Source organism: Mycobacterium sp. 852014-50255_SCH5639931 (genome assembly GCF_001665605.1).
Classification (GTDB): domain Bacteria; phylum Actinomycetota; class Actinomycetes; order Mycobacteriales; family Mycobacteriaceae; genus Mycobacterium; species Mycobacterium paraffinicum.
On sequence record NZ_LZSV01000018.1, the window covers coordinates 1 to 15,717 of the forward strand.

General features: G+C 69.5%; 14 protein-coding genes. 8 read left to right on the forward strand and 6 right to left on the reverse strand.

What is annotated here, in order from left to right:
• From A5758_RS11765 to lysX, 5 genes are all read right to left on the reverse strand, one after another.
• A partial coding sequence (locus A5758_RS11765) for a serine/threonine-protein kinase (protein WP_156622601.1) occupies positions 1 to 944 on the reverse strand: 944 nt, incomplete at its 3' end.
• A 30-nt stretch (positions 945 to 974) separates the two neighbouring features.
• Positions 975 to 1,208 (reverse strand): hypothetical protein, encoded by a 234-nt coding sequence (locus A5758_RS11770; RefSeq protein ID WP_067740038.1) that lies wholly within the window; start codon positions 1,206 to 1,208, stop codon positions 975 to 977.
• Between the two features lie 13 nt (positions 1,209 to 1,221).
• Positions 1,222 to 1,650, reverse strand: a complete 429-nt coding sequence (locus A5758_RS11775) for a DUF6653 family protein (protein WP_231987293.1) — start codon at positions 1,648 to 1,650, stop codon at positions 1,222 to 1,224.
• A 7-nt stretch (positions 1,651 to 1,657) separates the two neighbouring features.
• Positions 1,658 to 3,139, reverse strand: a complete 1,482-nt coding sequence (locus A5758_RS11780; RefSeq protein ID WP_197503919.1) for an alpha/beta hydrolase family protein — start codon at positions 3,137 to 3,139, stop codon at positions 1,658 to 1,660.
• A 76-nt stretch (positions 3,140 to 3,215) separates the two neighbouring features.
• Positions 3,216 to 6,551 carry a bifunctional lysylphosphatidylglycerol synthetase/lysine--tRNA ligase LysX gene (gene lysX, locus A5758_RS11785; RefSeq protein ID WP_082939664.1) on the reverse strand — a complete coding sequence of 1,112 codons (3,336 nt, stop codon included), beginning with the start codon at positions 6,549 to 6,551 and terminating at the stop codon, positions 3,216 to 3,218.
• 438 nt (positions 6,552 to 6,989) lie between these two features.
• Here lysX and infC point away from each other — a divergent pair, with 438 nt between their 5' ends.
• The 4 genes from infC to A5758_RS11805 all read left to right on the forward strand — a co-directional run bounded on the left by infC (position 6,990) and on the right by A5758_RS11805 (position 9,111).
• Positions 6,990 to 7,595 (forward strand): translation initiation factor IF-3, encoded by a 606-nt coding sequence (gene infC / locus A5758_RS11790; RefSeq protein ID WP_082939437.1) that lies wholly within the window; start codon positions 6,990 to 6,992, stop codon positions 7,593 to 7,595.
• 39 nt (positions 7,596 to 7,634) lie between these two features.
• Complete coding sequence (gene rpmI, locus A5758_RS11795; protein WP_066953125.1) at positions 7,635 to 7,829, forward strand: 50S ribosomal protein L35; 195 nt, start codon at positions 7,635 to 7,637, stop codon at positions 7,827 to 7,829.
• A 77-nt stretch (positions 7,830 to 7,906) separates the two neighbouring features.
• Complete coding sequence (rplT, locus tag A5758_RS11800; protein WP_046184507.1) at positions 7,907 to 8,302, forward strand: 50S ribosomal protein L20; 396 nt, start codon at positions 7,907 to 7,909, stop codon at positions 8,300 to 8,302.
• Between the two features lie 17 nt (positions 8,303 to 8,319).
• Entirely contained in the window at positions 8,320 to 9,111 is a 792-nt protein-coding gene (locus A5758_RS11805; RefSeq protein WP_067210262.1) for an RNA methyltransferase, read from the forward strand.
• Here A5758_RS11805 and A5758_RS11810 read toward each other — a convergent pair.
• Entirely contained in the window at positions 9,098 to 10,141 is a 1,044-nt protein-coding gene (locus A5758_RS11810; protein ID WP_067210143.1) for an oxygenase MpaB family protein, read from the reverse strand. The two genes, A5758_RS11805 and A5758_RS11810, sit on opposite strands and share 14 nt — an antisense overlap.
• 191 nt (positions 10,142 to 10,332) lie before the next feature.
• On the opposite strand from A5758_RS11810, the gene A5758_RS11815 reads away from it, so the two are divergent.
• From A5758_RS11815 to pheT, 4 genes are all read left to right on the forward strand, one after another.
• The gene (locus A5758_RS11815) at positions 10,333 to 11,223 is read left to right on the forward strand and encodes an adenylate/guanylate cyclase domain-containing protein (protein WP_067740042.1); all 891 of its coding nucleotides are present in this window, start codon (positions 10,333 to 10,335) and stop codon (positions 11,221 to 11,223) included.
• Between the two features lie 17 nt (positions 11,224 to 11,240).
• Positions 11,241 to 12,047 (forward strand): rhomboid-like protein, encoded by an 807-nt coding sequence (locus A5758_RS11820; RefSeq protein ID WP_067210151.1) that lies wholly within the window; start codon positions 11,241 to 11,243, stop codon positions 12,045 to 12,047.
• A 123-nt stretch (positions 12,048 to 12,170) separates the two neighbouring features.
• Positions 12,171 to 13,214 carry a phenylalanine--tRNA ligase subunit alpha gene (gene pheS / locus A5758_RS11825; RefSeq protein ID WP_067210157.1) on the forward strand — a complete coding sequence of 348 codons (1,044 nt, stop codon included), beginning with the start codon at positions 12,171 to 12,173 and terminating at the stop codon, positions 13,212 to 13,214.
• Entirely contained in the window at positions 13,214 to 15,700 is a 2,487-nt protein-coding gene (gene pheT, locus A5758_RS11830; RefSeq protein WP_067740044.1) for a phenylalanine--tRNA ligase subunit beta, read from the forward strand. The genes pheS and pheT overlap by 1 nt, the downstream gene beginning before the upstream one ends.
• Positions 15,701 to 15,717 lie beyond the last annotated feature (17 nt).

The window sequence follows — 15,717 nt, forward strand, 5'->3', positions numbered from 1 at the left end:
GATGTGTATAAGAGACAGGTCCGGAACTGTTCCATGCGCGGCGGTGGGGCGAAGTGTTGGCTCTGCTGGATCAGATCGGTCGCGCGGTGCTGGTCTGGAGTGCTCAGCGCGCGCAGGGCCGCTTTCGCGAGATCGCCTGCGGTGACGTAACGGTCGTTGGGGTCTTTTGCCATACCGCGGGCGATGACCTCGTCGAACGCCGTCGGGACGGCGGGATTGCGTTGGCTGGGGCGCGGGATCGGCTCCACCAGGTGTGCGGCCATCAGACTGCTGAGGCTGGTGGCTTGGAAAGGTGTTGTCCCCGTGAGGCATTCGAATAGCAGACAGGCGAGAGCGTAGATGTCGACGCGGTAGGTCGGGTCGTCGTTGCCGAATCGCTCGGGTGCCATGTAGTTCCAGCTGCCGATGGCGGCGCCGGTTTTCGTCATCCTGGTCGCCCGCTGGTCGGTGGCGGCCGCGGCGATGCCGAAGTCGACCAGGTAGGCGAAGTCGCCCTCGGTGAGCAGAATGTTCTCGGGTTTTATGTCGCGATGAATGACCCCGGCGCGGTGCGCGGCGTCGAGCGCGGAGGCGACCTGTTCGACGATCGCGACGGCGCGCGGCGGTGGCAGCGGCCCGGTGCGGCTCAGCTCCGTGCCCACGTGACGCCCTTCGATCAGGCGCATGTCGATGAACACTTGACCGTCGAGTTCGCCGTAGTCGTGGATCGGCACGATATGGGGTTCCTGCAGCCGGCCAGCGGTCCGGGCCTCGCGTTGCATGCGCCGGCGAAAGACGTTGTCGGAGCTGACTTCCTCGGAGACCAGCTTGAGCGCGACCACGCGGTCCTTGACGGTGTCGTAGGCCTCGTAGACCTCGCCCATCCCGCCGCGGCCCAGCAGGCGGCGCAGTTGGTACGGCCCGAACCTGCTCCCGATCCGCGAACCGGGCTGCGTTTCACTCATCGACGTCCCCCCGACGCTAAGCCAGCTGCCCTAGTCCTCATCCGTGCGCATCGACTCGCGGATCTCGGCCAACCGTTCGGCCGCGGCGCGCTCGCGCTCGTCGTATTGCTCGGTCACAGAGCGGCCCTCGGGCGATTCGGCGTCCAATTCCGCGTCGCCCACGGATGTCGCGTAGCGGTTTTCGATCTTCTCGCGGACGGATTCGAAGGTCGGCACACCGGCGCTGTCGTACCCGGGATCGGGTGGGGTTGGTTCGTCGGGCATGGAGGTCACGCTACTAAAGGCCCGCCCGCCGCTCGCGCTCCAGATAACGCACCATCTGCTCCCAGTACACCAGCGTCAACGCCATCTGCACCGCGATAGCAGCCGCCGCGGGCAGCAGGCGACGGCGGCGCGCGGCGACGACGGCAGCCAGCGCGGCCACCGATGTCAGGGCGCTGACCACCATGGCCGCGTCCCGGGGGCGACGGCTGATCCACAACTCCTCGCCCAGCATCGCCCGCGTCGACCACGCCCGCTCGTGCGCCGGCTTGCCGAAAACGAACGGGTTGACGGCCAGCCAGAGCCCGATCCACGCCGCATGGCTCCAGCGCCGCGTCCACGGTGGCACCAGGATCAGCGGGGTGCTCGCCCAGCGGGTCCAGGCGCTCCACGGATTGCAGTGCCGCGCAAAGATCGCGCGCCGGACCCGCGCAACGGATAACACCGGCGGGCTACCGCCTGGCGGGCGAATGGTCGGCCGGGACGATGACCGGGGTGGCGGGCGCGGGTGGGGCAGCGCCGGGCAACGCGGTCCGCGGGATTCCCGGCGTGCCCAGCCGGCCGGCCAGCCACGGCAGCGCGGCGGCGAAGACCCGGTCGGCGAACGGCCAATCGTGCTTGCCCGGCTGCGCCTGCACCGCGCAGTCGATTCCGTTGGCGCGCCCGAGTGCGCACAGCGAGTAAGCGGCCGCCGTCTGGTTGCCGGGGTCGGCGGCGGCTTCCCGGCTGGCGAGACGGATCGCGCCGCTGTCGGTCATCATCGGGTCGTGGCGCGTGGCGGGCGGGCCATCTGAGGAGATGGCGAACCAGCCGGCGACGTCGCTATAGGGGCCGTGCCGGCTGATCACCGTGGTCGGGTCGAATGCCGCCCACGCGTCGGGGTTTCCGCCGAAGAGCCGCGCGATGGTTTGGGTCTTGTTTCCGGCGTTGGGGAAGAAGTCGCCCGCGACGTCGACGAACGCGCTGAACATGTCGGGGTGCATGACGGTCAGGTCGACCGCGCAGGTGCCGCCCATCGACCAGCCCGCGACGCCCCAGTGCGACCGGTCGCGGCTGACGCCGAACTTGGAAACCATGTACGGCACAACGTCTTTGGTCAGATGGTCGGCGGCGTTACCGCGGACGCCGTTGACGCATTCGGTGTCGTTGTTGAAGGCCCCGCCGGAGTCGACGAAGACCAGCACCGGGGCCTTGCCGTCGTGGGCGGCCGCGAAGTCGTCGATCGTCTTGACCGCGTTGCCCGCGCGGGTCCAGTCGGCCGGGGTGTTGAACTGGCCGCCGATCATCATGACCGTCGGCAGCGCCGGCGGCGGGCTGCTGGTGAACCACTCGGGCGGCAGGTAAACCAGCTCACCGCGGTGCTTGAAATGCGAGGCGTCAGAAGGGATCACCACCGGAACCACGCTGCCGTGCGGTGGCCGCGCCCGTTTGGCGGCCATCGCGGTGACGGTGGCCGGGTCGGTCTGGTCGGGCAGGGGACCGGAGGTGATCTGGTTCCACGCGGCCTGCACGGTGGGGAAGTAGCCGACCCACAGGTTGAGCACCAGCGCAGCACACAGCGCGCACAACGGCACGGCCAGCAGGCCCGCCCCACGCCGCCAGCGGCGAGCGCCGCGCCACCCCAGGACCAGCACCGCCACCGCCATGCCGGTCAACGTGATCCAGAGCCACAGTGCCGCGGGCGCGGGTTCGTCGGACAGGCCGCGGTCGACGATGTACCAGTGCGTCAGATAGGCCACGGCAGCGCCGGCCAGCGCAGCCGCCGGCAACCACACGGTCCGCCAGCGACGCGACCGCCAGCCGACGGCCAGGGTCAGCACGACCGCGGTCACCACCTGGATCGTGGTGGGCACCCAGCCGTGCATCAGCGAGGTGTGGCTACTTGCCAGCAACTGCGTCGTGGCATTGATCGTCGACGCGGTCACGGCATTCATTGTGATCCATTGTTAACCGGCCTGGAACATATTCACCGAATGTTCGCCATGGGACCGCCTGCGTGTCCCAAGCCGCCTAGTGGGGCTTGGCCAGCGGAAATGGCAGCGTTTCGCGAATGCTGCGGCCGGTTATGAGCATGACGAGCCGATCGATGCCCATGCCGAGCCCGCCGGTGGGCGGCATCGCGTACTCCATGGCCTGCAGGAAGTCCTCGTCGAGTTCCATCGCCTCCGGGTCGCCGCCGGCCGCCAGCAGCGATTGCTCCTGCAGGCGGCGGCGCTGCTCCACCGGGTCGGTGAGCTCGCTGTACGCGGTCCCCAGCTCGACCCCCCAGGCCACCAGGTCCCACCGCTCGGCGACGCCGCGCCGGCTGCGGTGCGGCCGAGTCAACGGCGAGACGGACGTCGGGAAGTCGATGTAGAAGGTCGGCCGCTCGGTTCGGTCCTCGACCAGGTGCTCGTAGAGCTCGAGCACCACCGCGCCGGCGTCCCACTGCGCCCGATACGGAATGTGGGCGGCGTCGGAGAATTTGCGCAAAACGGACAACGGGGTGTCGGGATCGATGTGTTCCCCGAGCGCCTCGGACACCGCGTCGTGCACGGTCTTCACCGGCCAGTCCCCGGAGATGTCGACCGGTTCCAGGCGGCCGTCGGCGCCGGGCCGCAGCACGGTCTGCTCGCCGTGGGCGGCCTGCGCGGCGTTTTGAATGAGCTCCCGGCTGCCGTCGATCCACACCGTGTAATCGGCATGCGCCTGGTAGGCCTCCAGCAGCGTGAACTCCGGGTTGTGGCTGAAGTCGACCCCCTCGTTGCGGAAGGCCCGGCCCAACTCGAACACCCGCTCCACGCCGCCGACGCACAACCGCTTCAGGTACAGCTCCGGCGCGATCCGCAGGAACAGGTCCATGTCGTAGGTGTTGATGTGGGTGACGAACGGCCGGGCGGTGGCTCCGCCGTGGATCTGCTGCAGGATCGGCGTCTCGACCTCGATGAACCCCTTGGCGAACAACGTTTCCCGGACGGAGCGCAGGACGCTGCTGCGGGCCGTGACCAGCTCGCGCGACTCGGGATTGACCGCCAGGTCGACGTAGCGGGTCCGCACCCGCGCCTCGGGGTCGGTCAGCCCCTTCCACTTGTTCGGCAGCGGCCGCAGGCACTTACCGATCATCCGCCAGTCGCGCACGATCAACGAGCGGGTTCCGTTCTTGGAAAAGCCCATGTGCCCGGCCATCTCGACCAGGTCGCCGAGGTCGATGGCCGCGGTGAAGTCCGCGGTGCGGCCGTGCTCCAGGCGTGAATTGTCCAGCAGCACCTGCAATTCGCCCGACCAGTCCCGCAGCTGGGCGAACAGCACCCCGCCGTAGTCGCGTATCCGCAATATCCGGCCCGCCACGGAGACGGTTTCCTGATCGTCGGCGTCCAGCGCCCGGGAGACGGTGTGGCTGGGCGGGCATCCCACCGGGTAGGCATCAATGCCGTTGCGCCGCAATATCTTCAGTTTTGCCAGGCGCACCCGCACCTGCTCGGGCAGGCGGGCCCTCGACTCTTCGAGTTCCGCGTCGTCGCGTCGTTGTTGTAACTCGCTGACGTCGGGCGCCGAGCCGTCGTGGTGCAGCAGGCCCGACTCCGCCAGCCTGGGCGGCACGGCGGGGTGATGGCCGGTGTGCACCTTGTCGCGCCGGGTGAACGGCAGCACCAGGAAGCCCTCGGCGATCACCGAGGCGACGCCGACCCGGGGGATCAGGCGCGCGTCCTCGTAGCAGGCGTAGCGCGGAACCCATTCCGGTTGGTACTTCATGTTCGACCGGTACAGCGTCTCCAGCTGCCACCACCGCGAGAAGAACAGGAGCAGCCCCCGCCACAGCCGGGCGACCGGGCCTGCGCCGAGTTGCGCGCCCTGTTCGAACGCCGAGCGGAACATCGCGAAGTTCAACGAAATGCGGCTGATGCCAAGGGTTTCGGCGGTCAGCGCGAGCTCGCTGACCATGAGCTCGATGGTGCCGTTGGGGGATTGCGGCGAGCGGCGCATCAAGTCCAGGGAGACCCCGGTGGTTCCCCACGGGACCAGCGACAGCATCGCGACGACGGCGCCGTCGCGGTCCAGCGCTTCGACCAGCAGGCAATCCCCGTCCGCCGGATCGCCCAGCCGGCCGAGCGCCATGGAAAAGCCGCGCTCGGTCTGGGTGTCGCGCCAGGCGTCGGCGCGGGTGATGGTCTGGGCCATCTCCTCGGTCGAGATGTCGCGGTGCCGGCGGATGCGCAGGGTCAGCCCGGCCCGGCGGGCCCGAGTGACGGCTTGGCGCACCCCGCGCATGTCGGGACCGGACAGCCGGAAATCGGCGGTCCGCAGGATCGCCTCGTCGCCCAACTCGAGCGCGTTCAGCCCGGCCTCCCGGTAGACGCGCGCCCCCTGCGTGCTGGCGCCCATGACGCCCGGCGCCCAGCCGTACGCCTGGCACAGGCCCAGCCAGGCGTCGATGGCCTGCGGCCACGACCGCGGGTCGCCGATCGGGTCGCCACTGGCCAGGCATACGCCGACCTCGACGCGGTAGGTGATGGCGGCGCGGCCGCTCTGCGCGAACACCACCGACTTGTCGCGGCGGGTCGCGAAGTATCCGAGCGAGTCGTGCTTGCCGTACAGCTCGAGGAGCCCGCGGATGGCCGACTCGTCCTCGCCCGTGAGCGCATTCTCGGCGCGCTGGGATTGGAAGAGCACGATGGTCGCCAGGATCAGCGCCAGCGCTCCGAACAGGCCGAAGATCGCGTTGAGGAACACGTGCGGCTTGCCGGTGAACAGGTCCGGATCGGCCAGGGCGAATCCGACGACCCGGTTGGCCACGTAGGGCAGGCGGTCCGGGCGCGCCAGCGTTCCGGGCCACAACTCCACCAGACCCCACGAGACGAGGATTCCGACCACGTCCCCCGCGACCAGCACCGCGGCCGCCTTGACCATGGCGCCTTTGCGGACCTTGGCCCAGAACTCCCGGTATGCCAGCACCAGCAGCACGATCGCGACGATGTGCACCGCGAACCCGAGGTTCTCCCCGAAGGTCTCGGCCGCGGTGTTGTCGCCCGCGGCCATGTCGGCGACGTTCAGGCCGGCGGCAAGGATCATCTGGCCGAGCAACACCAGCCAGGCGATCCGTTTCCGGGCGGTCAGCGCCGCGGCCAGCAATGCGAGCACGAACGACCACGCGATGCTGGTGTCGGGGAAGTTGAACAGGTAGTTGTTGATGAACTCGCGGGGGACCTTGATCAGCCACCGGATCGCCGGGGACACGCTGGCCAGCAGGGACACGGTGGCGATGACGCCCACGATCCACCCGGCCGCCGCCGGTACCCAGCGATACCGGGATTGCGACCGGCCGCGAGTCCCCGAACGGGACCCCGAACGAGATGAAGCGAGTGTCACAGACCGCGAGGATATGCCCTCAATCCGTGAAAAGCTTGGCGAAGCGCTAAGTGGGGCTAGCAATAATTGGTCCGGTCGCCAAAGCGTGCTCGTGCGCGCCGGACGGGGGCGGGGGCGAAGTGCAAAAAGCCGCCCCGTGGCTGCTAAACTAGCGTCCGCGACCATCCCGGCGAAGGCCAGGAACAGTAAGTGGAGTCCCACTCCCACCGCGTGCCACGAAGTTTCCTTCAAGGCTTGGCGGTCCGGTCACAGGCATCGCGCATGTCTGTTCCGCGAGCAACGCGGGCGGCTTGACCAGTTGCAAGCCGTGATCGGTCGGCATTGGGCCCTGCTATTGCAGGGCTTTTCTGCTGGTGGTGTGGTGTTTCCGCCGCTGACTCCCGACCGAGGCCCTGGCCGCGAGCGCAGGATACCTATAAGCCCAACAAGGGAGGCCCCATCAGCACTGAGACCCGCGTCAACGAGCGCATCCGCGTACCTGAAGTCAGATTGATCGGCCCCGGGGGAGAGCAGGTAGGCATAGTGCGCATCGAAGACGCACTTCGCGTCGCTGCGGACGCCGATCTCGACCTTGTCGAAGTCGCCCCGAACGCCAGACCCCCGGTCTGCAAGATCATGGACTACGGCAAGTTCAAATACGAGGCGGCGCAAAAGGCGCGCGAATCCCGCCGGAACCAGCAGCAGACCGTCGTCAAAGAGCAAAAACTGCGACCGAAGATCGACGATCACGATTACGAGACCAAGAAGGGTCACGTGATCCGCTTCCTGGAGGCGGGTTCGAAGGTGAAGGTCACCATCATGTTCCGCGGACGTGAGCAGTCGCGGCCCGAGCTGGGCTACCGCCTGTTGCAGCGGCTGGGCGCGGACGTCGCCGAATACGGCTTCGTCGAGACGTCCGCCAAGCAGGACGGCCGCAACATGACGATGGTGCTGGCCCCGCACCGAGGCGCGAAGACTCGTGCCAGGGCGCGGCACCCCGAAGGACCAGGGGACGGCGCGGCATCGGACGCCGACGCGGGCGCCGACACCCCTTCACCCAACTGACCTAGACCAAATAGCGAGAATTTGAGAAGTAGAGGAAACATGCCCAAGGCCAAGACCCACAGCGGGGCTTCGAAGCGGTTCCGGCGCACCGGAACCGGCAAGATCCTGCGCGAAAAGGCGAACCGTCGGCACCTGTTAGAGCACAAGCCGTCCACCCGGACTCGCCGGCTGGAAGGCCGCACGACCGTGGCGGCCAACGACACCAAGCGGATTAACAAGCTGCTGAACGGCTGACCTTCAACAAGCCGAGCGCCGGGACCCGTCGGTGCCGGCACCCGACCCATTGACTTAGAACGAGAGTAGGAACACCCATGGCACGCGTGAAGCGGGCGGTCAACGCCCACAAGAAGAGGCGCAGCATTCTCAAGGCCTCGAAGGGCTATCGCGGCCAGCGCTCGCGGCTCTACCGCAAAGCCAAAGAGCAGCAGCTGCATTCGTTGAACTACGCCTACCGCGACCGCCGCGCGCGCAAGGGCGAGTTCCGGAAACTGTGGATCTCGCGGATCAATGCGGCGGCCCGCGCCAACGACATCACCTACAACCGGCTGATCCAGGGTTTGAAGGCCGCCGGTGTGGAAGTGGACCGCAAGAACCTCGCCGACATCGCGATCACCGATCCCGCGGCATTCACCGCGCTGGTTGACGTCGCCCGGGCCGCACTGCCCGAGGACGTGAACGCACCCTCGGATTCCGGAGAGGCCGCCTAACCGGCTCCCGGGTGCAGGTGCTGACCGAACGTTCGGCCCGGGTCGCCGCGGCGGTCAAACTGCATCGCCACGTCGGCCGGCGGCGGGCGGGCCGATTCCTGGCCGAAGGCCCCAACCTGGTCGAGGCGGCGGCCGCCCGCGGTCTGGTCCGCGACGTCTTCGTCACCGAAACCGCGTCGCAGCGGTATGCGGCTTTGCTTGGCGCGCAGCGCTGTCCGGTCCATCTGGTCAGCGAGCGGGCCGCAAAGGCGCTATCCGACACCGTCACCCCCGCCGGACTGGTCGCCGTCTGCGAAATGCCGGCGACCGGCCTGGCGGACGTGCTGGCCGGTTCGCCCCGGCTGATCGCGGTCGCCGTCGAGATCGGCGAGCCGGGCAACGCCGGCACGGTCATTCGCATCGCCGACGCCATGGGCGCGCAGGGTGTGATCCTCGGCGGGCACAGCGTCGACCCGTACAACGGCAAGTGTCTCCGTGCCTCGACCGGCAGCATCTTCTCGATTCCGGTGGTCGCCGCGCCCGACGCGGCCGCCGCGCTGGGCGCCGTGCGCGCCGCGGGGCTGCAGGTGCTGGCGACCACGGTGGACGGCGAGACGCGCCTCGACGACGCCGCGGCACTGCTCGCCAGGCCGACCGCGTGGTTGTTCGGGCCCGAATCACAGGGTCTGCCAACCGAAATCGCGGCGGCGGCCGATCACCGCATGCGCATCCCGATGGCCGGCGGTGCCGAGAGCCTGAACGTGGCCTCGGCCGCGGCCATCTGCCTCTACCAGAGCGCGCAGGCGCTGGGCATGTTCAAGCGGCCCTGACGCGACCCCGGGCGGGCCGCAGACCCGCCAGCGACAGCGTCCCGTGCACCAGCGAGCCGGCGCGCTCCATGAGGGCCTTCGCGGGATCGAGCGGCGACCGCGGACGGGGAGGGAAGTAATGCATGGGCAGGCCGCGGCGGTCGCGCGGCGGCGCCATGAACGGCGGAGCCTCCACCAACGGCGCGTTGCTGGGCAGTCGCCCCTCGGCCCGGCGGTACGCGGCCAGCGCACGGGGGTGCAGCCGAATCTCGTCGGGAACCGCCAGGAAGGCCAGTTCGACGAACTTGCCGAACAGGCGCAGCAGCACCTCGTCGCCCGGCGTCCAGCGCATGCCCGCCTTCTCGCGAACCGCGGGCTCGAACAAGCCCGCCGCGATCCAGCGCTGGCCGGCGACCAGCGGCCTGAACATCTGGTCCCAGATCGGCGTCGGCACCAGCACGAATTTCGGCTTGGGGATCCGGATTTGGAAGATGTCCAGCGTCGCCTGGTTGATTTCCAATTCCTCGCGGCAGACCCGATCCCAGTACTCGCAGAACTCCTCCCACGAGGTGGGCACCGGTCGCATGCTCATCCCATACATCCGGTACCACCGCACGTGCTCGTCGAACAGCTGCCGCTTCTCGGCCTCCGTCAAGCCCCCGCAGAAGTACTCAGCCACCTTGATCACCAGCATGAAGAAGGTGGCGTGGGCCCAATAGAAGGTTTCGGGGTTCAGCGCGTGATACCGCCGGCCGGACGCGTCGACGCCCTTGATGGTGTGGTGGTAGCTCTTGATCTGCCGCCCCGTCTGGGCCGCCCGGTCGCCGTCGTAGACGACGCCCATGATCGGGTACACCGAGCGGGCCACCCGCTGCAGGGGCTCGCGCAGCAGGATCGAATGCTCCTCGACGCCCGCGCCCAGCTCCGGATACATGTTCTGGATCGCGCCGATCCAGACGCCCATCATTCCCGTGCGTAGATCGCCGAAGTACTTCCAGGTCAGGGAATCGGGTCCGAGCGGATCGTCGGATCTCATTGGAATGGCAGTCATCTCGGCCTCCTCGGCTCACGATAACTTTGACAACGCGCGTTGTCTACGATTTCGGCCGTGCGCGCCGGCGGGTGTTATGCAGCGTCCATAGCGGTGTGGCGCCCCTGTGATCAGGCGATACGTTGCGAGCTGTGACACAAACCGTGGGGCCTTCATTGCCCGCCTCCGCCAGAACCAAATAACCTGGCCAGGTGGAACTCGCGCATCGCGACTCGGACTCGGGCGAGCCCGATTCGCCGCCGCATTCCGCGGTCTCGGCGCACGGCGCCTCGCAGTGGTTGCACAACCGGAATCACAATCCCGGCGCGGTGGCGTTCATCCGCCGGGCGCGGCGTCTGCTACCCGGCGATCCCGAGTTCGGCGACCCGCTGTCCACGGCCGGCGAGGGTGGACCGCGCGCCGCGGCGCGAGCCGCCGACCGGCTGCTGGGGGATCGCGACGCGGTGTCGCGTGAGGTCAGCCTCGGGCTGTTGCAGGTGTGGCAGGCGCTGATCGAGTCGGTCGCCCGACGTCCCGCGAATCCCGAGGTGACGTTGGTGTTCACCGACCTGGTCGGCTTCTCGTCGTGGTCCTTGCAGGCCGGTGACGAGGCGGCGCTCACCCTGCTGCGCCAGGTGGCGCGGGCCATCGAGTCGCCGCTGCTGGACGCCGGTGGCCAAATCGTCAAACGGATGGGTGACGGTCTGATGGCCGTCTTCGGCGATCCCACGGTCGCGGTGCGGGCCGTCCTGGCCGCCAAGGAGGCGTTGAAGTCGGTCGAGGTGGCGGGCTACACGCCGCGGATGCGGGTCGGGATCCACACCGGGCGGCCCCAGCGGTTGGCGGCGGACTGGCTCGGTGTCGACGTCAACATCGCCGCGCGGGTGATGGAACGGGCCACTAAGGGCGGGGTCATGGTGTCAGGTTCGACACTCGACCTGATCACCCAGAGCGAACTGGACGCGATGGGCGTCGTGGCCAAACGCGCACGTAAACCGGTGTTCGCGGGCAAAACTACGGGCGTCCCGTCCGACTTAGCGATATATCGTTTGCGGACTCATAGGGAGTTGACAGCGCCCGATCACACTTCCGAAACAAATTAGTCGACATAATGGATGCAATGTTTGGGGGCATCTTCGCCCGGCTCGCCCGGGTCCAGTTCACGGTGGGATACGTGGCGATGCTGCTTGCCGTCAGCGGTGCCATCCTGGCGCTCGGGCCGCACGCGCACGACGTGCTGGTCGAGCGGGCCAGCACCAACCTGCACAACCTCGCCCATGGCCACGTGGGCACGCTGCTGGGCAGCGCGCTGGTCGTCGACGCCGGTCCGCTCTACTTCTGGTTACCGTTCCTGACCTGCCTGCTCGCGCTCGGCGAGCTGCACCTGCGCACCATTCGGCTGGTGGTGGCGTTCCTCGTCGGTCACATCGGCGCGACGCTGCTCGTGGCCGCCGCCCTGGCCGCCGCGGTCGAGTTCGAGTGGATGCCACTGTCGATCACCCGGGCCAGCGATGTCGGGATGAGCTACGGCGCCCTGGCGGTGCTCGGAGCGATGACGGCGGTGATTCCCCAGCGCTGGCGGGCCGCCTGGGTCGGCTGGTGGGTGGCGGCCGGCACCTCCTCGGCGATCATCGGCGGCGATTTCACCGACGCCGGTCACACCGTCGCCGTGGTGTTGGGCGTGCTGGTCTCCGCCCGGCTCCGCCAGCCCATCCACTGGACGCCGGTGCGCATCATGATGCTGGCCGCCTCGTCTGGCTTCGGCTTTCTACTGCTGGCCCACCACTGGGGAACGATGGCCGCGGCGCCCGCCTTCGGCGTCCTGGGCGCGCTGGCCGCGCACAAGCTCGTGCAGTTCGTCTCCGGGCGCAGCGCGGTGCTGGACGAGCACGCGCTGACCGGTGCGCAGCCCGTCACAACCGGCTAGGCCGTCCGCCCGCCGTTAGTCCGAAGCGCCCGCCGGGCTGCACGCACCGCATCACTATGATCGGCACTTGCCGCTGGGCAAGCTTCCTCCCCAGCCCTTCATCAGCAAGGAGAGTGTCGCCGCGTGGGTGCTCAGCCCGTCGACCTGTCACCGGACGCCTTGGCCACGGCGGTCGGCGCCGCCCGGGAGGCGATCGCGCTCGCCGGCGATCTGGACGCGCTGGCGCGTGTGAAGACCGAGCACCTCGGTGACCGCTCACCGCTGGCGCTGGCCCGCCAGGCGCTGGGCAGCGTCCCCAAGGACGAGCGGGCCGACGCGGGCAAGCGGGTCAATTCCGCGCGAACCGAAGTGCAGCGCAGCTACGAGGATCGACTGGCGGCGCTGCGCGCCGAACGCGACGCGGCGGTGCTGGCCGCCGAGGGCATCGACGTCACCCTGCCGTCAAGCCGGCAGCCGATCGGCGCCCGGCACCCGATCACCCAGCTCGCCGACCACATCGCCGACACCTTCGTCGCGATGGGGTGGGAGCTGGCGGAGGGGCCGGAAGTCGAGACCGAGCAGTTCAACTTCGACGCCCTCAACTTCCCCGCGGACCACCCGGCGCGCAGCGAGCAGGACACCTTTTACATCGCGCCGGACGACTCCCGGCAGCTGCTGCGCACCCACACGTCGCCGGTGCAGGTGCGCACCCTGCTGGCCCACGAGCTGCCCGTCTACATCATCTCGATCGGCCGCACCTTCCGCACCGACGAGCTCGACGCCACCCACACGCCGGTCTTCCACCAGGTCGAGGGGCTGGCAGTGGACCGGGGTCTGTCCATGGCGCATCTGCGGGGCACCCTCGACGCGTTCGCCCGGGCCGAGTTCGGCCCGGAGGCGCGCACCCGGATCCGCCCGCACTTTTTCCCGTTCACCGAGCCCTCCGCCGAGGTCGACGTGTGGTTCGTCGGCAAGAAGGGCGGCGCCGGCTGGGTGGAGTGGGGCGGCTGCGGCATGGTGCACCCGAACGTGTTGCGGGCAGCCGGGATTGACCCGGACGTCTACTCCGGATTTGCGTTCGGCATGGGCCTGGAACGCACCCTGCAGTTCCGCAACGGCATACCCGACATGCGCGACATGGTCGAGGGCGATGTCCGGTTCTCGTTGCCGTTCGGGGTGGGTGCCTGATGCGCATCCCCTACAGCTGGCTGCGGGAAGTGGTAGCGGCGGGCTCGCCTGGCTGGGACGTCGCCCCCGGTGATCTCGAGCAGACGCTGGTGCGCATCGGCCACGAGGTCGAGGAGGTCGTCACCCTCGGCCCGGTCGACGGGCCGCTGGCCGTGGGACGGGTGACGAGCATCGAGGAGCTCACCGGCTTCAAAAAGCCGATCCGCGCCTGCCGGGTCGATGTCGGCGACGGCGCGGAGCGCGACATCGTCTGCGGGGCAACGAATTTCGTAGTCAGTGATCTGGTGGTCGTGGCGTTGCCCGGCACCACGCTGCCGGGCGGGTTTGCGATCACGGCGCGCAAGACCTACGGCCGCGACTCGGACGGCATGATCTGCTCGGCGGCCGAACTCGGCTTGGGTGCTGACCATTCCGGGATCCTGGTGCTGCCGGCCGGCACGGCCGAGCCGGGCGCCGACGGCGCCACGGTGCTGGGATTGGACGACGTGGTCTTTCACCTGGCGATCACCCCCGACCGGGGCTACGGCATGTCGGTGCGCGGGCTGGCCCGCGAGATCGCCTGCGCCTACGACCTGAACTTCGTCGACCCCGCGGACATCAAGCCGTTGCCGGCCGAAGGGGAGGCGTGGCCGCTCACGGTGGACGCGGAGACCGGCGTGCGCCGGTTCGCCCTGCGGCCCGTCACCGGGATCGACCCCGCGGCGGTGTCGCCGTGGTGGCTGCAACGGCGGCTGCTGCTGGCCGGGATCCGCGCGACGTCGCCGGCGGTGGACGTCACCAACTACGTGATGCTCGAACTCGGTCACCCCATGCACGCGCATGACTGCGACCGCATCTCCGGAGGCCTGGTCGTGCGATTCGCCCGGCCCGGCGAGACGGTCGTCACCCTGGACGACGTCGAGCGCCGGCTCGATCCGGCCGACGTCCTGATCGTCGACGACCGGGCGACCGCGGCGATCGGCGGCGTGATGGGCGCGGCCAGCACCGAGGTGCGCGCCGACTCCACCGAAGTGCTGCTGGAGGCCGCCGTCTGGGACCCGGCAGCCGTCTCGCGCACCCAGCGCCGGTTGCACCTGCCCAGCGAGGCCGCCCGGCGCTACGAGCGCGGGGTGGACCCGGCCGTCTCGGTGGCCGCACTGGACCGCTGCGCGGCGCTGCTCGTCGAGATCGCCGGGGGAGCGGTATCGGAGAAGCTGACCGATTGGCGGGGAGACCCGCCGACCGACGACTGGTCGCTACCGCCGGTCCGGATCCCGGCCGACCTGCCCGACCGCGTCGCCGGGGTGGCCTACCCGCCGGGCGCCACCGCGCGGCGCCTGACGCAAATCGGGTGTTACGTGACCGGCGACGGCGACACGTTGACCGTGACGCCGCCGAGTTGGCGGCCCGACCTGCTGCAGCCCGCCGACCTGGTCGAGGAGGTGCTGCGGCTGGAGGGGCTGGAGGCCATCCCGTCGGTGCTGCCCGCGGCCCCGGCGGGCCGGGGCCTCACCGCGGGGCAGAAGCGTCGTCGCGCCATCGGCAAGTCGCTCGCGCAATCGGGGTACGTCGAAATCCTGCCGACGCCGTTCCTGCCCGCAGGCGTGTTCGACCTTTGGGGCCTGCCGGAAGACGACCCGCGACGCGCCACCACGCAGGTGCTCAACCCGCTGGAGACCGACCGCCCGCACCTGGCCACCACGTTGCTGCCCGCGCTGCTGGAAGCGTTGGTGCGCAACGTATCCCGCGGGCTGGTGGACGTCGCGCTGTATGCCCTGGCGCAGGTGGTGCAACCGACCGAGCAGACCCGCGGAGTGCAGCCCATTCCCGTGCACCGCCGGCCCACCGACCACGAGATCGCCCTGCTGGACGCCTCGCTGCCCCGCCAGCCGCAGCACGTCGCGGTGGTGCTGGCGGGCCTGCGCGAACGGCGCGGCCCCTGGGGTCCCGGCCGCCGGGCCGAAGCCGCCGACGCGTTCGAAGCGGCGCGCATCATCGCCCGCGCCAGCGGCGTCGAGGTGAGCCTGCGGGCGGCCCAGCGCCTGCCATGGCACCCGGGCCGGTGCGCCGAGGTGCTCGTCGGGGAGACCGTCGTCGGTCACGCCGGGCAACTGCACCCTGCCGTGATCGAGCGGTCCAACCTGCCGAAGGGCACCTGCGCCGTCGAACTGAACCTCGACGCGATCCCCATCGTCCAGGCGCTGCCGGCGCCCAGGGTGTCGCCGTTCCCGGCCGTCTTCCAGGACCTCAGCCTGGTGGTGCCCGCGCACGTGCCCGCCCAGGCGGTGGCCGACGCCGTCCGGGAGGGCGCCGGCGAGCTGCTGGAAGACCTGCAACTTTTCGACGTCTTCACCGGCCCGCAGCTCGGGGAGGACCGCAAATCGCTGACCTTCGCCCTGCGTTTCCGCGCCCCGGATCGCACGCTGACCGAGGACGACGCCAGCGCGGCCCGCGACGCCGCGGTGCGACGCGCCGCCGAGGCGGTCGGCGCCGAACTGCGCGGCTAGCGACCCGCATTGGAATG